Raw genomic sequence first — 20979 nt, 5'->3', positions numbered from 1 at the left:
GGGATGAACCCTGTTCATCCCCGGTGATGCACCGCTGCCCCCCCTGCTTCACGGATATTGAACCGCAGGTTACCTTCCAGCTCTTCTTCCGCCTCTTCAAACAGCAGAATAATGGCACCAAAACGGCGTTTACGGCGGGCGTTGAGATTGGCAAATTCAATCTCAACCGGCAGGCTGATGTCGACGGTCACCACATCCCACAGCGCGTCCAGATTGGCACCAAATCCCTCACCCAGCGCGAACTTGTCGGCAAATTGCTGATAAAACGCGGGTAGATCGGGTATCTGGTTAAAATCGAACTCTATTTTCCCCATCAATTCACTCCATCCGCATAAAGTTTTTATAATGGTCACGCGTGATAAAAATCAGACCGTCGCTGGAATACAACAGGCGATCGGCCCCGCGTCGGCCGCACTGGTAATTAACGTCTGCCTCGCGCCATACCCGGTTGTTGGCCACCGGTAAACGCCCTTCACGGTTAGAGAAACGATCGCCGCCAATCGCCTTGCCCGGCAATACCCTGCACAGGTTGCCGTCACCCGCATCCCAGCCCTGCTCACGCGCCTGTTTTTTGGTAAGGTAATAATCCGGCAACCGTTGATGCTGCTGCAGATAGCGGGCCACGCGTTTCGGCTCCGTCAGCTTGTCGATACTTTCAGCCGCAGCGCTGGCGGCAGATACAGGGGCGATCGCCCGTTCGCTATTATTGCCGCGCAGTGCGCTGAAAGCGGCCACCACAATGGCGATCAGCATCGCCACAAGGGTACGTTTATTCATATTTTCCCTGAATGAGGTGAATGCCTCATTATGGCTAAACTTATAGCAAAAAATAATGAATCAGAGATGACTGAAATGTAACCGTTTCATCTGCTGACCTTCATCCCGCGCAGAGTCTGCGCTCTAGCTATCAATCATGCCACTTTCCAGCCCCGCTGACACGCGGAACACCCGCATATTTTCAGCGTACAACGGCTCAATCGATCAACGCGTGGCGATAGCGATGCAGCATGTCCGCCAAGCGTTTGACCGGCGCGGTCACGCTGAGCGGCGCGCTGTTATCCACCAGTTTCTGCTGGTATTCATTCATCTCTTTCAGCAGCCGATCGTAGTAGTAAGCCCGTTTTCCGCCGCTCTTGGCGGAAACCACATGATCGGCGGTATTGCGGATCTGTTTGTGGAACACCGACAGCTCTTCCTTGGCCGGGATCTCGGTCATCTGCATACGCTGGTGAGCGATAATCAGGTTGAGCCCCAACCGATATTTGGCGATGTCGTTCGGGAACATCATCAGCAGTTGGTTCAAACGCTGATAGAGCGCTGGCAGGTGGTTTTCACGCCGCCGCGCCGCTTGAGTGGTTAACGCCGAAACGGCGCTGCTGACCAGTTGATTCATCAGCGTGCGGCCGGTGCGTTCCCGCGAGGTATCGCGGACCAGGAACAGCACAATCATCGCGACAAAGCAGCCGATGATCTGGCCGATCGCGCTGTCGATAAACGTCGTCACTGAGAAATGCATCGGGTTGCTCAACACAATAATATTGATGGTGCTCGCCAGCGTGCCCAGCGAACCCAGGCGGCGCTTCTGCACTTCGATGCCGATAAAAAACGCCAGCGTTCCCAGGCTCAGGCACAGCAGAAACATGCTCTGCTGGGTTTGCGGCAAGATAAACATGTAGAACAGCGCCCCCATCGGAAAGGCGATCAACACCCCCAACAGGAAATCAAACGCCATCATTTTCGGGTTCGGCGTACGCATCGCCAAGGCGGTCACAATGGCGATCATCATCATGCAGCCGCTGCCGGAGGTCCAACCGGTCCACAACCAGAACAAACAGCCGATAGACGTGGCCGCCCAAGAACGCAGGCCGTTAATCAACGCATGATGACCTTCCGCCGAAGCCGTTTTCACCTCAACTTCACTGGCCAATATCTCGTTTTCAACGGCGCTGATGCCACTGTTGGTGTGCACGCCTTTCGCCACCAGCAGGTAGCGCGTCGCCGTACCGACCCAAGTGCTGACGGTGAGCAGCGTTTCATCGGTGCGGTTAGTGGCCAACACCTGACGCACCAATTTCAGCTGTTTATGCACTTCCTGCGGGGTTTCAGCGGGTACCAGCAACAGTTGGCGAATGTTTTCCTTCACTGCATTGGGGTAATTCAGCAGGATCAGATAGGTTTCACAGGCCTGAGTAATCAGCGTCAGCGAAAGGGTGTGCAGTACGCGCACCCGGCGGTTTACCCGCTGCCAACGCGAAGACTCCAACATCAGGTTGCTGCGCATACCGTTCAAGGCGGTGGTGCTTTTTACCAGATCGCTCCAGGAACGATCGATATCCTCTTTCTCTGCATTGCTGATGCACATCTGCATCAGCCGGTATTGCCCCACCAGCAGTTGATCCACAACACGGTCGATATCCTGTTTGATCGAACGCGGCGAAAACAGCAGATCGGCCAACACCGCGCTGAGAATACCGAGCACAATCTCGCTACAGCGCTCAAGGGCAAACTGCGGTGCCTGCATCAGCGCAGAGGTGCTGCTGGCCGAGGTGACGATAATAATCAGCGCCGTATAGCCCGCCAACCCCCAGGCATAGGAGTTCTCAACTTTAACCAGCGACGAGATCCAGGTACACACCCCGAGCCAGACACAGCACAGCATCAGCATCACCACCGGCGCGCGCGCGCAGGTGACGATAATCACCAGGCCGACAAAACAGCCGACAAAGGTGCCAATAATACGCAACCAACCGCGATAGCGGATGGCACCAGAAAAGGGCTCGCCCCCTGCGGCAAAGGCGGGGCCAGCCACGACGATCGCCGCCGTCAGCACCGACCAGCGCGGCGTTTCCAGATTGAGGTGAAAACCGACAAACAGCGCGAAAACGATCGCGAAGCTGAGTTTGCAGGCAAACCTCAGGCGAACAAACGTTGAGCTATTCATCAGCCAAACTCACGCAGCCGGTGCATCAGGCGGGTAAAGGGTGAACCGTTATCGTTGCCGTCGTTCTTACCGGTAATCACCACGGTGGCGGTGGTTCCTGCCGGGTAGGGGTGCTGCTGATCTTTCTCATCCAGCAGGATTTTCACCGGCACGCGCTGCGCCAAGCGCACCCACTCCAGGTTACTGTCGATCGCCGCCAGCCCTTTGCTGTTCACGGTGCTGCTGCTGTTATTCACCGCTGCCGCCAGGCTGTCGACGGTGCCATGCATGATGCGGTTGCTGCCCAACGGAGTGATCTCCACCCGATCGCCCTGCTTCAGACCATTCAGCTTGGTTTCTTCCAGGTAGGCCAGAATATAGAAGGTATTTTTCTTCACCAGCGCCACGGCGGTGGAACCACGGGTGATAAACTCCCCGGCGTGCACGTTCAGGTTGGTCACCCAACCGTCGGCAGGTGCCCGCACCGTGGTGCGATCGAGATCCAACTGCGCCAGATCGCGAGCGGCAATCGCCTTGGCCAACTGATGCTGCACGGTTTGCAATGAGTTGCTCGACTGGTCGATCTCTTCCTGCGACATCGCCTGAATGCCCAAGCGCACGCGGCGGCCCGCCTCACGTTTTTTCTCTTCAGCCAGCGCCTGATAATAGGCCACGTCAGCATTGGCTTGCGCCAATGCCTGCTGGTAGCGAGGCTGATCGATCACAAACAGGATCTGGCCCTTTTTCACCAGTTGGTTATCCGTGACCGGTATCTCGGTCAGCAGGCCGCTCACGTCTGGCGCGATCGCCACCACATCGGCGCTGAACTTGGCATCACGCGTCCAGGGGGATTCGGTATAAAACGACCATGACTTAAACACGGCGATAGCGGCCAGCACGACCAGAATCAGGGTGATCGCAATTCGGGTCATTTGTATTGAAAAAGTTTTCACAGCTACCTCAAACAAAAAGACATGAAACCAGATAAAACAAGCAGCAATACAACGCAGTGTTGAACAACGCTGGATGCCAGACAAAATCGTAAATCCCGGTCGGTTGCAGCAGGCGGCGCACGACAAAAAACAGCACCAACGACGCCAACAGTTCAAAAAATACCGGCGGGAACGACAGTCCAAAAATGACCATAACCGGAAGCAAACTCATTACTTTATCCTTAAATGTTTACTGCACCGGGGAATCGCACCCTGCTGATTTCACATTCTCTTTACATTTTGGCCGAAGGACGCCAAACGCCGCACCTAGACAGTGGCCAGGCCGCGAACCTGAAAAAGGGTTAGACTACGAACATAGACTCATGAAAGGGAATGCATGGCCGACGGCGGTAAGCCGCGATAGTGCCGGCCATGCTCAAGCGCTCAGAAGGATACACCCGACGCGGTTATATTAGCCTGCTTAGGATATACTCATCTATAATATGTGATCTAAATCACTTTTAAGCCAGAGTGAACAATGGAAAGACTCAAACGGATGTCGGTGTTCGCCAAAGTTATTGAATGTGGGTCATTTACTGCGGCAGCGCGCCAGCTCGGTATGAGCGTTTCATCCATCAGCCAAACCGTGTCCAAGCTGGAAAATGAACTGCAGGTAAAATTGCTCAACCGCAGCACGCGCAGTATCGGCCTGACCGAAGCGGGCAAAATCTACTATCAGGGCTGCCGCCGGATGCTGCAGGAGGTTACCGAAGTGCATGAACAGCTTTATGCACTGAACAATACCCCAACCGGCACTCTGCGTATCGGCAGCTCTTCCACCATGTCGCAGAACGTGCTGGCCACCATGACCGCTGAAATGCTGCAGGAATACCCTGGCTTGACGGTGAATCTGGTCACCGGTATTCCGGCTCCCGATCTGATTGCCGACGGATTGGATCTGGTGATCCGCACCGGGGCGTTGCAGGACTCCAGCCTGTTCTCCAAGCGCCTGGGCTCCATGCCGATGGTGGTTTGCGCCGCCAAAAGCTACCTCAGCCAACACGGCACGCCGCAAAAACCGAGCGATATGGCGAATTTTTCCTGGTTAGAATACAGCGTGCGGCCAGACAGCGAATTCGAACTGATGGCCCCGGAAGGCATCAGCACGCGCATTTCCCCGCAGGGGCGCTTCGTGACCAATGATTCGCAAACCATGATCCGCTGGCTGAACGCCGGGGCCGGGATCGCCTATGTTCCACTGATGTGGGTGATCGAAGAAATCAAACGCGGCGAGATCGAAATCCTGTTCAAGCGCTATCACTCAGAGCCCCGACCGGTATACGCCCTGTACACCGAAAAGGACAAGCTGCCGCTGAAGGTACAGGTGTGCATTAATTACCTGACTGAATACTTTAAACGCGTGGCGGCCGTCTATCAGGGTTACCGCTGATTAAGCGCCGCAGGCGCTAATAGACAACACGTGTTACCTAATATTTTACCTGCTGGTAATCAGATTCGCGGCAAAGCGGTTATCTGGCAATTATCCCTTTTCAGTAACGCAAAAAACCACGGTAATTGGCCGGTGAAGAACATTCCGCCAAACGTTCGCCAAGCCGGATTTTGCTGCACTTGCCACCGCCCCGGCGGGTGTGATTAATTAATTCAGGCAAGGTAATTGATGCTGTCTCTGGCAGATTGAAATTCACCCCTCATAAGAAAAACTCAGGACAACTTTACAGGAATCACCATGGAAAGAATCCCCCGCACGCACGTGGTTTATGCCATGTCGCGTGATAACTCCCCTGTGGCAAAAATTGCCAGCGGCAGCGACGTCTGCTTTGAAACCTGTGACTGTTTCGAAGATCAGATCGCTTCTGAACACGCCGCGTTTACCGAATTGGATTGGAACCGCATCAACCCGGCTACCGGGCCGGTCTATGTGCAGGACGCACAGCCAGGCGACGTACTGCGGGTAGAGATCAAACGCATCACTCCGCGCAGCCACCAAGCGGTGATGGTCACAGCACCGGGCTTGGGCGTGATTGGCGATGAACTGCAACAGCCGCAGATCAGCACCGTGCCGCTGGAAGAGGGTTTTGCCCTGCTGCCAGGCGGCGTGCGTTGGCCGCTCAAACCGATGATTGGCGTGATTGGCGTGGCACCCGCCGGTGAAGCCGTGCCATGTGGCACACCGGATGCACACGGCGGCAACATGGACTGCAAGATCATCACCGAAGGCTGCACCCTGTGGCTGCCGGTCAACGTGGAAGGCGCGCTGTTTGCGCTCGGCGATCTGCATGCCGCCATGGGCGATGGCGAAGTTTCGGTATGCGGCTTGGAGATCCCCGGTGAAGTGGTGGTCAATCTGACCGTGGTGAAAAACCGCCCGCTGCCTACGCCGATGATGAGCACCAAAGAAGCGCTGTACACGCTGGCTTCCGCCAAGACGCTTGATGAGGCTGCCCAACTGGCGACCCGCAATATGGCGCATTTTGTTGCCAATAACAGCACAGTCACATTGGCAGACGCCATCAATCTGATGAGCATCACCGGCGATCTGCAGATCTGCCAGGTGGTTGATCCGCTGAAAACCTGCCGCTTTGCCCTGCCACGCAGCGTTGCCGCGCAGTTAAATATTCAGTTGGATTAAGGAGCCAAAGCAATGTCTGTTGAACAATTTGGCTATAAGCAGGAGCTGCATCGCACCCTTACGCTAAAAGATCTGGTGATTTACGGCATGATCTTCATGGTGCCGATCGCGCCGTTTGGCGTTTTCGGCTACGTCTGGGAAGGTTCGCAAGGCATGGTCGCCTTGGCTTACCTGATCGGTATGGTGGCAATGTTTTTCACCGCCATGAGCTACTGGTCGATGTCGCGTGCATTCCCGGTTTCCGGTTCGGTGTATGCCTACGCGCAACGCGGTATCCATGAAACCGTCGGCTTCTTCGCCGGTTGGCTGATCCTGCTGGATTACATTCTGGTGCCTTCGCTGCTGTATATCGTCAGCGCCGCAGCCCTTGGCCCGATTCTGCCGGGCGTGCCTGCCTGGGTGTGGATCGTGACGTTTATCGCCATTAACAGCGTGATCAACCTGATCGGCATTCAGTTTACCGCCAAAGCCAACCGCTACATTCTGGTGGCGGAGATCGTGATCCTGACCATTTTCGTGGTGATGGGGCTGATCGCCCTTTATGGCGGTGAAGGCGCGGGAGGGCTGACGCTGAACCCGCTCTACAACGCCGAAAAATTCAGCCTGCCGCTGGTAATGGGGGCTGTGTCGATCGCTGTGCTGTCATTCCTGGGCTTTGACGGTATTTCGACGCTCTCTGAAGAAAGCAAAGGCGGCGCCGATGCGGTGGGTAAAGCCTCGCTGTTTGCTTTGCTGCTGGTAGGATCGCTGTTTATTCTGCAAACCTGGATCGCCGCCGATCTGGCCGCCGGCCACAACTTCAATAACCTGGATACCGCGTTTTATGACACCGCCAACCTGGCCGGTGGCACCTGGCTGAAGCAGGCCACCATCTGGGCCACCGCGCTCTCTTGGGGGATCGCCAACGCCCTGGTAGCCCAGGCGGCGATTTCGCGCATTCTGTTTGCCATGGGGCGCGATCGCCAGTTGCCGAAAATCCTGGCGAAGGTGCATCCCCGTTTCAAAACCCCTTACGTCAGCACTCTGCTGGTAGCGGTGATCTCCCTCGGTTCGGGGCTGTACTTCAACGGCAGCATCGACAACCTGAGCCGCCTGGTGAACTTCGGCGCACTGATGGGCTTTTTGATCCTGCACCTGTCGGTGATTAACCACTACATCATCCGCCAGAAATCCACCGCCTGGGTGAAGCACCTGCTTTTCCCGCTGGTTGGCCTGGCGATTATCGGCTTCGTGCTGTACGAAATGGATATTGAAGCCAAAGTCCTCGGCCTGAGTTGGCTGGCAGTGGGTATTGTGTACTATTTCGTGTTACGCGTTATTCTGAAGCGTAAACCCGTACTGGAATTAGAAGGCTAAGAAATAGCATTATGTGCCCTGGTGAATGTCAGGGCACATTTATCACGCTGAAGGTCATTATTTTTAACCATTAAGTTTGCTCGTCAAAATAATAACGATAGATGATTAATCCATTTGATATATTTCTTTAGCATTACCAGGGCTGAGAATACGTCTAATTATGTCACAAGTAATTAGCGTTACAGATGCATTGATTGTACTCACCTCAATGTGTTGCTACATCTTGAAATCCATGAAGGATAAATTTTTTTATCAACGGGAGTTTTCATTAAGCGTAGGACCTTTGTATTATCCACCGTATTATCATCGTTTATACTTTCAGCCTGTAATGATTGGAGCGGTACATCTATAACGCACGGCAAAGATAATAAGCCTCCTGTCCCTGCCGATCCTTATTGGGATGATGCCGCCGTACAAAAGATTATTAAGGATATTCGCCAGCCCGTTTTCCCCACACAGGACTTTTCAATCACCCATTACGGTGCACAGTCTGGGGGTACCGATGATTGCTTAAGTGCTTTTACCGCCGCTATTCAGGCCTGTCATGATGCCGGTGGCGGCCGCGTCGTCGTACCGTCCGGGACCTGGCTGGTGAATGGCCCGATCACACTGCTTTCCAACGTTAACCTGTATCTTGAGAGTGCCGATACTGTTGTGCTGTTTGGTACCGACCCAGCGTTCTATCCCACCGTGCTGACACACTTTGAGGCCAATCCCTGTTATAACTACTCACCTTTTTTGTATGCCTACCAGGCTAACAATATTGCGGTCACCGGATTAGGGACATTTGACGGGCAGGCTAGTAAAACAGCGTGGTGGCCGTGGAAAGGTTCTACTACCTATGGCAACGATCCCGGCAGCGCCAATCCAATCATCTCCGGTAATCAGGCAGCCGAAAGTGACGCACTGAAAAACAGTGCTGACGAGCAAAGCTACCTGCCTTGGAGCGAGCGGGTATTGGGCTATACACCCGCATTCGGCCCCAATGCCAATACCGGCAAGATGAGCTTTTTGCGGCCAAACTTTGTTGGATTCTGGGGATGCAAGGCGGTTCTGATCGAGGGCGTCACCTTTACCCGATCGCCGATGTGGATCGTGGCTCCGGTACTGTGCACCGATGTGACGGTGCGTGGTGTGACCGTTGAAAGCCTTGGCACCAACAACGACGGTTGCGATCCCGTATGTTGCTCAGGCGTGCTGATCGACGGCTGTACCTTTAACACCGGTGACGACTGTATTGCCATCAAGTCTGGCCGCGGCGGAGATGGCTTCAACTTCTCTCCTGACGGCACCGGCGGCCCACGCCCCTCTTACAACATCGTGATCCAGAACTGTAAAATGGCCGAAGGGCATGGCGGCGTAACCTTAGGCAGTGAAATTTCTGGCGGCGTCTATAACGTTTATGCGCAGAATATCACCATGAGCAGTACCAATTTATATGCTGCCCTACGCTTGAAAAGTAACAGTGGGATTGGCGGCTATATCCGCAATATCTACATGCGTAATATCAACGTACCCGCAGGGACGTCAACCGCCAATAACCTCTATGGTGCGCTCCTGCTGGACGGCAACTATAACGGTTACGCCAGCCCTCAGCAGAATAGCGGAGGAACGCGCAACTATGAGATGCGCGATATCTTTGTCAGCGGCTTCCAATGTGGGCCTTCCAACGCACCGATATTTATCAATATCTATGCCCCCGACTTGGCCGCGGCAAGCAGTGCGCCAGGAGAGAACTGCATTATTAAAGATATCAATGTGCGCCATTCCAGCTTCGGCACCACGGCGCGCGATCCCGCAGGCGTTGCCGCAGTGGTTTACAACCTGGGCGTGCAATCTGGAAAAGCGGGCACACCGCAGCTATCGGCACCAGAACCAGAGTTGGCGGGCCTACAAGCCCCAACGCTGATTGACGTCACCGTTAATGGTTCAGATCAGAGCACTGCGACGGCGTAATAGTTAGAGAATATAGCAATGCTCTTTAGGAGCATGTGCGGTAGTGTATAAAAGCCCGGCCAAAATGGCCGGGACTCAATCGATTAAAACGGTGAAAATAGAGTGCTTTTATTATCACTATCAGCTCGGTCAAGCAATGTAGATACCAATCGGCATATCAAACTCTAAGTATTTTTTCTGGCTTACAGATACCCTTTCCGGCTTGTGACAGGATAGAGCAGATTCTACGTCACAACCCGCCACACCCCAAGCGCGTAAAAGCGTGGTGGGTTACCGCACCAACGGCGGCAGGCCGAACCCGCTGCCGCAACTGACCATCAAGGGCCGCTGGCTGGAACAGTGGGGCTTTACGAAGGGCCAACCGGTGAGCATTACCGCCGAACACGGCCAACTGATTATTCGCACCGCGCCCGCCACGGAGGGGAACGTATGAACATCACCTTTACCCCTCAACCGATCCCGGAGTTGGCGCTGGCAGGCAGCGCGTTGGTCGCATTGGGATTTACCCCTGGCACGCCGTTGCAACTGACGCTCCAACATCACCGGCTCTGGATCACTGTCGTCACCGACGACGCCACCTGGGAACAACTCTGTGAGGCTAGTCAGGATAGGCAGGATTTGGGGGCCGATTGGGTACGGGATAACGGCGAGGTGATTATCGGCGGTGACTGGCTCACCGAGTCCGGCATTGCCAGCGCGGAACAACTGGAAGTGACCGCTGCGCCCGGTGTGCTCCGGTTGCAACGGCGGGAAGTGGATGTTTTTAGGGCTTAGAAGCAAAAATCCCGACCAACTGGCCGGGATTTATAAGACTATCGTTAACCACTTTGTAAAAGTAAAGCTAATTGGATCTGTTGTTTTTTTTCCTAACTTGGTGTTCTTGTATCTTGATTTTAATCCAAATAGCCGTCCCCAAGACGCCCCCTCCTATGTATCCTGTCTGCAAGAATGAGGAAAAAATATCTTTCCAGTTGAACAAGAAAACTCCCGTTTTAAAATAAACCAACAACGACGCGAGCAGTACAGAAGCGGCATCAAAGAAAAAAAATAAAACAAGACACATTAGTACGAGACTAACTAGCCGAAAAAAGTCATTTTTTAACATTGTTTTTATCTATTTCCTCAAGTGTATCTTTTACCAAGTTTCCAGTTTTTTCACTGATATAACTTCCCCCTACCGCACCAGTCAGGTCAGATATACTTTCTTTAGCAACCGTTGAAGTTGAACCTTTTATTATCGCTCCTCCGACACTACCAAGAACAGAACCAACTCCTGCACCAATTGTAGAATTAGTAGGGTCCTCACCTTTTACAGCACTACCCAAAGCTGCTCCGCCCATATTGATTCCAGCAGATACACCTATGCCTTTACCTGTAGTAGCTGCGGCAGTAACACCGGCAAGTATCGCATCAACGTAGTTAAAGGGATCTTTACCACCAAGTTGAACGGCTGTATTAACACCAACGCCTATCGCCGCATTGCCTAGCATCCCAGCCTTGATTGAGTTCCCCAGCGGCCCCAGACCATACAGAACCACAGGGTCCCCAATACTCGCATTGGATTTATGGTAGCCCCAGGTATTCATGATGGTTTGCGCTTTTTGCTGGGCTTCAGTCTGCGGGGCTGATTTCAGATAAGCCTGTCCTGTCAGCATTCCAGTAATCAGTTCTTTAGTGACTGCCTCACCGTACTGGGCTTGCATTTCGGCAGCGTAGACCATCAGATAACCGGTTAGCTCAGCGCGTTCTCCCGATGTCATTCCTGTCGGATCTTTATTGAACTTGGCGACCAGCGCGTCACTACGTTTATCAGCATTTTCCAACTGTAAAAACTCTTTTGCGGTTTGCAGTGTTTTATCACCTTGCAGCACTTTCTCTGCCAACTCATCCCGTTTCGTTGAAGATGTCGTACTGAGGAAGTTATTCTCCACTACCGTCTGCCCAGTCTGAGCGCCGGCTATCACATCCCCGGTACTGTTACCGATCAAGCCACCGGCTAACCCTGCCGCCAATGTCGCCAGCGCAGAGACCGTTTGTTTTTCTGTCTCGCTCAGTTCGCTAACAGGCTTACCATAGGCATTGACTGCAATCATGCCCACCAGTTCGCCAGTGACTGCACCACCCGCCCCCACCAACGCATTATTGCCTTGGGCAGCAGCCAGTGCAGCATTCACTGCGGCATGTGCCAAAGTGCGGGCAGCAGGATCATCACGCAGGCTATCCGCAATAATGTTGGTGATATAAGGTGCGCTCGCACCCGCCAACGCTTTCGACAAGTCACCACCAGCCAACCCCTGCACTGCTGCCGTTGCGGCCTGTACCGCTCGCTGGACCTTGCCCCCGGTCCCAAAATCAGAGTCGTTAAACGCCTTGTTATACGCCGTCTGGTAGATCTGGCCGTTAATATCCTCAGCCTTTGGCTCCTGCCCTGGGTGATCTTTCCGCCACTGTTTCTCAGCGGCATCACGGTCGGCCTGCGTCACGTTCTGCATCTTGTCGTTCGCCGCTTTGGTGGCTTCTATCTGCCCCTGCGTTCGCACGATATCACCGACCTGGCTCCCGATCTCCCCAATCAGCTGCGCCTCCCTCAGCCGGTTCTGCTCCTTTTCCTTATCAAAGATGGGGCTTAATGTCTGATTTGCATGCTCGACATCACGGCTCAGGTCACCCACATCCTGCTTCTGGTTCGCCTGATCACGGATGGTGATGGTGCCTTCACTCACCGCCGAATGCGTCGTCGAACTGGCACTGCCGCTGCCGTTTACCCCGGTCAGCAGGCCATTCGCCATATTCCCTGCAAACTGCCCGCCAATGCTACCGCCCGAGCTGATACCCACGCTCTGGTGCTCAACTTGGTACTCCGCCTGGTTCTCGATATTCCCAAAGCCCAACGTGCCTGTATCCAGTTTATTCTTGTCAGCCGTCGCCGTCGACCCGATAACTGCACCGTTCAACTGCGTATGTTCACCCACCGAGATATCAAAGCCGCCTTTTCCGGCAAAGACCCCTGTCTGCTCTTGCACGCTGTCGTAGGTGCTGTGCATCTTGTCACGGCTCAGATTCACACTGCCTGAACCTGTCATAGAACCAAACGTGAAGCTGCCGCCAGCACTGGCGTTCTGCTGCTTCGCATCGTAGTTATCGCTGTCCTGTTCACTGGTCAGCGTCAGGTTGCGCCCCACATCCATCGTCACCTTATCACCGCTCACCTGCGCCCCGGTCAGGGTGGTGTCACGCCCGCTGGTGATATTCAGGTTGTTACCGGCGTTGAGCGTGGTCTCAGTATGCGTCACCCCGTTACCCGTCTCGCTGCCCTTGCCTTTGTTGGCACTGGCCGACACGCTGATACCCCAGCCCCCTTGACCAGCACCAATGCTGACACCAACGCTCCCTCCCTTACTCTCGTTTTTACCCTCAAGCTGAGAGGTGTTCTCGGCAGAAACCAGGTTGACATCCCGTGCCGCATTCAGCGCGATGTCCTTTCCGGCCTGCAGTTGGCTACCTTGGACGTTGATATCGCTCCCAGTGGCCTGAATGTTCAGATTGTTGCCAGCCGTCAGGGTGCTGCCCTGGCTCTGCGTCTGGCTGGCGTGCTGTTCTGATTTTGATGACTGGCTGCCATAGGAGAGGCTGACACCGATAGCGTTCTGGTCTGCGGCATTTTCTGAAGCCAGAACACTGCCCTGTGCCGCCTGGACACCGCTCAATGCCGCTTTCATGCCCTGCAACGCCGCCAAGCGGCCATCGGTTTCCTTGGCCGCCTCGTTGGCAGTCGTCGCTGCCGTATTTAGCGCACTGCCCACCGTGCCCGACAGCGCCAACGTCAGCCCACTCTGCTTCTGTTCAACCGTGTGACTCTGAGCACTCTGGTTCTCAGCCGCCAGAATGTTCACTTCCTTACCCGTCAGGCTGATGTCTTTCCCCGCCAGCACGTCAGAGCCTTGCACCGTCAGCGTATTGCCCGCGTTCAGGGTGACATTCCCCTGTGTGCTGCCTATCGTGCTGCCGGTGTGGCTGACGCTGCTCTCGGTATCGGTGGTCTTCAGGCTTTGCGACCCGTAACTGAAACCTATCCCGCCGGTGCCGGAGAAGCCAGATTTCTTGCTCTCGCTCGCCGCACTCGACTGATACTGGTTTTCCGCCGTACCCACCATGATGTTGTTCTTCGCCGTCAGTGAGATATCGTCAGTGGCAACAACATGGCTGCCCATCACGTTGATATCTTTACCACTCTGCAGAATAACCTCTTGCCCACTCAGCAGGCTGCCATTAGCCGTACTGCTGTGGGTTTCCTGCTGATACGCACTCTGCTTGCTGCTCAGGAACCCTTTACTGCTGCTGCTGCCCTGTATCACCAGGTGCTGCTCATCCTGGCTGGTATTCAGCGAGATGTCACCCGCCGCCTTCAGCCCAAGGGTGCCCTGCTCACTCTGCAGCGTGCTGCCTTGCAGCAGGATATCCCCCTGCTCGGCAATCACCGTGACCCCGTTTTTGGCACTGAAAACGCTGCCGTGGCCGGTGTCGCTGGCACTCTCCATCTGGCGCTGGCTTTGCGATTTACCCACCTTGTTCTGTTCGCTATCGCTGTCGCTCACCTGCTGGCGTGCTTCCTTGATGGTCACCTGCTGTGCGCTCAGGCCAATGCTGCCAGACGCACTCTCCACCTGTGCCCCTTCGGCGACAAAGTTCCCCCCCGCCAGAATAGTGACGCCGTTATCACCGCGTAATCCACTGGTGTGCAAAGTGTCAGCCTGACGACTGTTGCTCACCGTTGAGGTACGGCTGTTCGCTTCCAGATGGGTGCTATTGGTGGTGGTGTCCGCCAGTAACGAGACACTGCCCCCGGCCTGAACCTGCGTTTTGCCCCCGGCGCTGGCCTGGCTACCTTGCAGGGTAATATCCTGTCCTGCCTTCAAGCTGAGGTTGCCGCCTGCGGTCAGGCTGCTGCCCAGCGCCTGTTGCCATTCGCCGCTCACCTGTGCCTGACGCTCACCGGCTTCTTCCATCCCCTCGCGCTTACGGTTGCCCATAGCCCCCGATATCACGCTCACATCCGCCGTGGTACTGCTACGCGCAGTGGTGATCTTCAAGCTGTTACTGGCGCTCAGGCTGAGGTTGTCGGTCGCGCTGAGTTTTGCCCCCTGCAGGCTGATATCCCCACCGCTCAGGCTGAGTTCACGCGCACTCATGCTCGCCTGGCGCAAGGCATCCTGCAGATTGGTGCTCAGGCTGATGCTGTCGGCCTGCACGTTAATCGTGTCTGCACGAATATCTCCCCCCTGATGCAGGAAAGTGCCGGTATCAATGCTCATGGCCTTGTCGGCAAACAGGTTGCCCGCATTGCTGAGGCTACCCGTGGACAATTGCAGGTTACCCCCGGCAATCACCGCACCATCGCCCGTTACACGGATCGTACTGTTAGCCAGATAGACTTTCGGCACCCAGACCGTCTGCGGGCCTTCAGCCGTTTCAACCGTTTCACTGACCAGCCAGACGATATCCTGCTGCAAGGCGGCAATCTGTGACGGCGTGAGTGCGACACCGGGCACCAGGTGGAAATCTTCCGCTGCCTTGATGCCGTTATTCATCAGCGCCTGGTACTGCGCCATCGCATCATCACCTTTCAACGACGGGCGGCCCGTCAGCATCAGCAACTGTTCGCGCACCACCCGTTGCTCGTAGTAACCGTCTCCCAGGCGCTTGTGCACCTGGCTCGGGTCATACCCCACGCGCTGCAGCAGGTAATCGCTGCTCAGAAAATTGTTTTTGTCAGCGAAACGCGGGTCGGTGACCACCAGGAACGGGCTATTGGCCGCCGTTTGCTGGCGGAACAGACCATTATTGGGGATCGTGGTCGCCACGCTGGCCAGATGCTGTTTGTCGGTTAACGCCAGTTCACCCGGTGTCAGCGGCCGGCTTCCTGCGGCCAGGCCGGTATCCGCCGCTTGCCAATCACCGCCGTCGACATTGATTGCCAACGGGTTACGTTCCCATTCGGCACGCTCGGCCGCAGCGGCGTTCTGTGCCGCTTCCACGGCGCTGATTTGCGCCTGGTTGACCGTGGTGTTTTCCAGATGTGCACCGCCGATCGTCACGTTGCCATAACCGCTGATCACCCCATCTATCGTGGTTAAGGCAGTGGTCTCATCCCGATGGTAAGTCGGATACCAGTGGTTCTCCTCCCGATCGTAATGATCGACAATAAACTCCTGGCGCCGCTCGTTCACCGAATAGCCCCGGTTGATGATGTTGGCGGTGCCGTCAATCGTCAGATTGCCGTTACTGCTGATGGTGCTGGCATCATTCAACAGTTGTTCGCCAATGTGCAGGGCCATATTGCCGCCGGAAAGCAAAGTCGCCCCACCCCCTGCTGAAATCAACTTGTCACTCGTCAGCGTACCGGTTGCCGTGCGCTCACGGAAGTTGTTGTAGTCGTTCACAAACGGCGCTGTAACGATATCGACATGCTGTTCCGGATCCCACGTCATGACCTGTACCCAGTCATGTTCCCAGTGGAAGGCGTTTTGATAAGGGGTCGGAATGGTGGTGCGCTGGTTCCACCCACGGGTTTCGTAAAACGTCATGGCATAGCTGCCATCGGCATTGGGGATCAGGGCCAGATAGTTTACCCATAAGCTGACCAGTTGCCCCTGGTTGTCCTTCACCTGCACTTCAGCACGCTTATTGGCAGCATCAATATTCAGCAGGGTGCCATACGGGTTGTTCAGGGCTGCCGCATCATCACGGAAGGTCAATTGTTGGGTGGTCGGTGCCATGGTGCTGACATCCGTATTGACATCTTCACCATAAGATCGCCAATAGTAGTTGTAGCGGTGCCAACTGTATTCACTGGTTTCCGCCTCACGTACAATCTCCAGCCCTTCACGCAGGTTGTCGAAGCGTTTGGCCGTCAGGGTCAGATCCCCTTCTGCTTCAATATTACTGGCACGGTTTTCAATCAGGTCACCGCTGGTAAGCTGCAGCGTTCCGGCGCTGTAAATCAGCGCGCCATCGCGGTTGGTTAACCGTTCACCGGTTATCAGGCTGATGTTTTCCGTAGCGGCAATCAGGGCGGCGCGACCATGGTTATCGATAATCTGGCTGTTAACCGCCAGATTATCCGCCATCAGCGTAGTCTGGTTATCCAGGCTGTCGGCGTTAATGGTCAGCGTGTCGGCTTCGATACGCCCCTGATTGACCAGCGCCCCGGTAGTCAGATGCAGTTGGTTAGCCACTAAGCTAGCCAGGTTGTTTAAATGAGCGCTAGTCAGAGTCAGATCGCCCGGCAGCAACCAATCTGCCAGGTTGGTCAACACACCAGCCACACTGAAGGTGACTGCGCTGTTGCTACTGATAGTGTCCCCAGCGCGGTGGGTGTAATCCTGCTGTACCGACAGCGTTAGTGCCTGCTGGCTGAGCAGAGTGCCCGATTGGTTATCCAGCCATTGGGTCGAGACCGTTAATGTCCCGCCGCTTTGGATGTTACCGCCCTGGTTAAACAGCGACAACGCACCACCGCTGATACCCAGCGCATTATTGGCTAACAGAGTGCCCTGGCGGTTATCCAGTGAATCCAGTTGTGACAACGCGAGGGTTCCCGCACTTTGTATACGCCCGGCGGTGTTGTCCAGATAACGGGCGCTGATATCGGTTTGCGTAGTGCCAATCAGCAAGCCACCGTCGCGGTTGTTCAATTGCTGGGCATTCACGGTCAATGCGCCCTGGCTGCTGATGATCCCTTGATTGCGGTTATCCACACTGTCGCCGTTGAGCGTCAGCGCCTGGCTGGAGACTAATTGGCCCGCCTGGTTATCCACGCTGCCGCCACTCAGAATGAGTGCGCCGCCGCTGTGAATTTTCCCCTGCTGGTTACTGAGCGTGCTGAAATGATAATCGCCCGCACCTTGGCTGATCGCCCTGCCTGCGGTGTTGTCAAATTGGTTGGCGGTAAGCTCGAGGCTCCCCAGGCTGCTGATTACGCCTTGCGCGTTCAGTACACGTTCCGCCGAGATTTGCTGAGCCTGATTGGCGCGCAGCGTGCCCTGGGCGTTATCCAATACGCCAGAAAGCTGCAGAGTCAGTTGCTGCTGGCTGTCAATCACCCCTTGGGTGTTCAGCAGGTGTGCGGCGTTGATCTGTGCTCCCTCACCACTTTGCACATTGCCCAGGCGGTTATCCAGCGTGTCGTTCAGCGTTAATTGCAGCTGTTTCTGGCTATAGAGCAAACCATTTTGCTGGTTATCAATACCCTGCGCGCGGATCCATAGCTGCTCACCCGCCAGCAGTTGCCCCCCGGCATTGTAGAGCACCCCGGCAGGTGTGGCATCGGTCAACCCTTGCAGCCAAAGGCGCGCTTGCGCACTGATTTTCCCGCCCTGATTGGCGAGGTCTTGCGCCGTGCGCAACACCAGATTGGCGGCAGATTGCAGGGTGCCGTATTGGTTATTCCAGGTGGTAACGGTCAGATCGGCATCCTGCTGGCTGACCACTTCCCCTTGCTGGTTATCAAAACCTTGGCTGATTGCCGTCAAGGTGCCCAGGCTGCCGATCCAGCCTTGGCTATTCAAGATATTCTCGGCCTGCAAGCGCTGTGCCCGCTGGCTGATGATGTTGCCGCTGCGGTTATCCAGCGCGCGGGTCAACTGCATGTCCAGGCTGTCAAACGCCTGGATTTGACCCTGCGTGTTGATCAGGCTAAGCGCGCGTAACACGCTGCTGCCCCCACTGGCCAGTTTCCCGCCCTGGTTATCCCATGCTCCGGTCAGAGTCAATGTCAGCGCCTGCTGGCTTTGTATCAAACCTTGCTGGCGGTTGTTCAACTGCCCGCCATACAGTGCCAGCGCACCCCCGCTTAACAGCTTGCCTTCATCATTGTTAAACAGGCTAAGTGCACCGCCTTGCCAATAGAGATTCTGCTGCGCCGTCAGAATACCCGCCTGGTTGTTGACATTACCGCTGGTGTTGAGTGTTAACTCACCGCCCGATTGCAGCTTGCCTGCCGCGTTATCCAGGCTGCCTGCCGTGAAGTTGGCCTGCTTCGCCCCCAGTGCGGTGCCTTTGCGGTTGTCCCAGTTTCCTGCGGTGCTGACATCCAGCGCGTCGCCCGCTTCCATCAACCCTTGCTGGTTATCAATAGACTGGCGGGAGTCAAGACGTAATCCCGCTTGGCTGACGACCCGGCCTTGCGCGTTATTCAGCGCCTGGGTAGACAGCTGCAGGTTCTGACCACGGATCTCACCGGCACTGTTATTCAGTATTCCCTGACTGCTCAGGCTCAGGTTCACACCAGACAGGAGCTTGCCCTGGCGGTTATCCACCCCTTGCTGTGTAGTGAGCGCCAGATGCGACTGGCTTTGCAGTGTGCCCTGCTGGTTATCCAACGCGCCCAGATCCAGTTGTAAACTGCCATTGCTGCCCAGGATCCCGTTCTGATTGGATAACAAACCGCTGACGTGCCAGTGTTGCGCCGTGCCATCCAACGCCACCAGCCGACCACGCAGGTTATTGAGGCTGGCACTGTTCAAACTGAGCTGCTGGGCTTCAATGCTGCCGTCGGTGTTATCCAGTGCACCGCTCAGGGCAAAACGGCTTTCACCGGCCCCCACTTGTGACCAGACACCGGCCTGATTGAACAGGCTGTCGGCAGTGATTTGCCAGTTGCCCGCACGGATTTGTGCCTGCTGTGAATAAAGGTTACCTTGGCTGCTCACGGTGAATTGCTGACTATCCACCTGCGCCTGTTGCAGAGCAACATCCCCGGCCCGCGCAGTCAAGACCGCTTGCTCAGCGGCCAGACGGCTCTGGCTGAGATCGACCTTGCGGCCAGTCACACTCACCTTTTTCTGGCTTAGCAGGCTGCCGCTGGCCCGAATATCCGATTGACTGCTGAGCGTTAAATCCGCCGGACGAACCAGCGTGCTGTTCGCATCACTGCCCGCCAAAAGATGTCCGCTGCTCTGGATGGCCTGCGCGGCCTGCAATGTGACATTACCCGCCGCCGCCATCGTGCCGGATTGTGTGATCCCACCCTGACGGCTTTGTACGCTAAGCTGGCCACCGCTGTACAGTTTGCCCTGATGCTCAACGCTCTCTTTGGCGGTGAGCGTGATATCTCCACCAGCCTGAGTATGAGGCTCCGTCGTACCGGCTGCCTGCCAGATCAGTTTACCTTCGCTGCTCACCACCAGGGTCTTGTCCGCCTGCAGGTGCCCGCCCTGATTACGCACGCCGACCCCGGCCTCGGTACCGATCATGCTGATCTGGCCGCTGTACATACCGCCCATCTGGCCCATGTCGATCGCCAGATCAGGCGCGTTGCCGTCCGTGCCCGCCAGTGCCGTGGCCGTTTTGCCATCTGCGCCGATCTGATTGCGCCCTGCCACCACAGAGACACCCTGTTTCGCCCACACCCCGGCGTTCACCTGCACCGCTCGCGCCAGAATATCGACATACTCGGTATCATGACGCGCGTCGCCATTCAGACCGCCACCCTGAACCTGGATAACCCCACGCTCAACCTGATAGCCCGCAACACTGCCATCCGCATTCAGTTGTGGTTTACCGGTGGTTAAGGTCATACGCCCGGCGTTGATGGTGCCACAACCGTCACACAGTATGCCCGATGGGTTAGCCACCACCACCTGTGCCTTGCCGCCAGCGACTTCAAGAAAACCGCGTAGCTGGCTCGGGTTACTGCTATTGACTTCATTGATAATGACTCTGGCAGGGGCCGCGTTCGGATCAAGCTTGGCGTTCCCCTGGATATAGCCTGCCAGTTGGGTAGACGTCATCACCGCCGAGTTATTGAGAATGGCACCTTGCTGGCCGACATCAAACTGCTGGTACTGGTTGTGCGAGACCCCGGCCTGATTGGGCGCATTGATATTCACCTGCGGCAGCCCGTTCTGGGTGTTGATCACTTCCGGGCGTTGTGCGGGTGCCAACTGGCCATCAGCCACAATCCCATTGGCCCATACCGGTTCGGCAAACAGGGCCAGGCCAATCAGCCACAGGGCAGGGCGCAGCGTGACCCACAGGCGAGCACCTCCGGCACTGCGGCTTTGCCCAGGGTGGGTGCTGCAACTGCGGGCCAGTTCGGATACCACCCTCAACTCACCTTGAGTGCGGCTGAAAATGATACGGTAGCAATGTTTGTTCATGGAGCG

Annotated in this window: 12 protein-coding genes; 6 read left to right on the top strand and 6 right to left on the bottom strand. The window is 55.7% G+C overall.

What is annotated here, in order from left to right; all coding sequences use genetic code 11:
* Window positions 1-14 precede the first annotated feature (14 nt).
* The 5 genes from BMI79_RS08875 to aaeX all read right to left on the bottom strand — a co-directional run bounded on the left by BMI79_RS08875 (window position 15) and on the right by aaeX (window position 4084).
* Window positions 15-314, bottom strand: a complete 300-nt coding sequence (locus BMI79_RS08875) for a barstar family protein (protein ID WP_076941786.1) — start codon at window positions 312-314, stop codon at window positions 15-17.
* A 4-nt stretch (window positions 315-318) separates the two neighbouring features.
* On the bottom strand, window positions 319-777 hold the full coding sequence (locus tag BMI79_RS08870; RefSeq protein ID WP_076941785.1) for a ribonuclease domain-containing protein: 459 nt from the start codon (window positions 775-777) through the stop codon (window positions 319-321).
* 196 nt (window positions 778-973) lie between these two features.
* Window positions 974-2941 (bottom strand): p-hydroxybenzoic acid efflux pump subunit AaeB, encoded by a 1968-nt coding sequence (aaeB, locus tag BMI79_RS08865; protein WP_076941784.1) that lies wholly within the window; start codon window positions 2939-2941, stop codon window positions 974-976.
* A complete protein-coding gene (aaeA, locus tag BMI79_RS08860) occupies window positions 2941-3852 on the bottom strand; it encodes a p-hydroxybenzoic acid efflux pump subunit AaeA (protein ID WP_422066823.1) in 912 nt (303 codons plus the stop codon). Before aaeA ends, aaeB begins: the two co-directional genes overlap by 1 nt.
* A gap of 28 nt (window positions 3853-3880) precedes the next feature.
* On the bottom strand, window positions 3881-4084 hold the full coding sequence (gene aaeX / locus BMI79_RS08855; RefSeq protein ID WP_076941783.1) for a p-hydroxybenzoic acid efflux pump operon protein AaeX: 204 nt from the start codon (window positions 4082-4084) through the stop codon (window positions 3881-3883).
* A gap of 306 nt (window positions 4085-4390) precedes the next feature.
* Between aaeX and aaeR the strand changes: the two genes are divergently transcribed.
* The 6 genes from aaeR (at window position 4391) to BMI79_RS08825 (ending at window position 10588) form a co-directional block, all read left to right on the top strand.
* On the top strand, window positions 4391-5302 hold the full coding sequence (gene aaeR / locus BMI79_RS08850; RefSeq protein WP_076941782.1) for an HTH-type transcriptional activator AaeR: 912 nt from the start codon (window positions 4391-4393) through the stop codon (window positions 5300-5302).
* Window positions 5303-5599: 297 nt separating this feature from the next.
* Complete coding sequence (locus tag BMI79_RS08845) at window positions 5600-6502, top strand: acetamidase/formamidase family protein (RefSeq protein ID WP_076941781.1); 903 nt, start codon at window positions 5600-5602, stop codon at window positions 6500-6502.
* A 12-nt stretch (window positions 6503-6514) separates the two neighbouring features.
* Complete coding sequence (locus BMI79_RS08840) at window positions 6515-7858, top strand: APC family permease (protein ID WP_076941780.1); 1344 nt, start codon at window positions 6515-6517, stop codon at window positions 7856-7858.
* Between the two features lie 591 nt (window positions 7859-8449).
* Window positions 8450-9814 carry a glycoside hydrolase family 28 protein gene (locus BMI79_RS08835; RefSeq protein ID WP_076941779.1) on the top strand — a complete coding sequence of 455 codons (1365 nt, stop codon included), beginning with the start codon at window positions 8450-8452 and terminating at the stop codon, window positions 9812-9814.
* 262 nt (window positions 9815-10076) lie between these two features.
* Window positions 10077-10247, top strand: a complete 171-nt coding sequence (locus tag BMI79_RS08830; RefSeq protein ID WP_076941778.1) for a SymE family type I addiction module toxin — start codon at window positions 10077-10079, stop codon at window positions 10245-10247.
* Window positions 10244-10588, top strand: a complete 345-nt coding sequence (locus BMI79_RS08825; protein WP_076941777.1) for a SymE family type I addiction module toxin — start codon at window positions 10244-10246, stop codon at window positions 10586-10588. The genes BMI79_RS08830 and BMI79_RS08825 overlap by 4 nt, the downstream gene beginning before the upstream one ends.
* A gap of 317 nt (window positions 10589-10905) precedes the next feature.
* On the opposite strand, the gene BMI79_RS08815 is transcribed toward BMI79_RS08825, so the two are convergent.
* Complete coding sequence (locus tag BMI79_RS08815; RefSeq protein ID WP_076941776.1) at window positions 10906-20973, bottom strand: hemagglutinin repeat-containing protein; 10068 nt, start codon at window positions 20971-20973, stop codon at window positions 10906-10908.
* Between the last annotated feature and the right edge of the window lie 6 nt (window positions 20974-20979).

Origin of the sequence: Serratia oryzae (genome assembly GCF_001976145.1) — a bacterium.
In the GTDB taxonomy this organism is placed as follows: Bacteria; Pseudomonadota; Gammaproteobacteria; order Enterobacterales; family Enterobacteriaceae; genus Chania; species Chania oryzae.
This window is presented reverse-complemented; position numbering and strand designations above follow the sequence as displayed.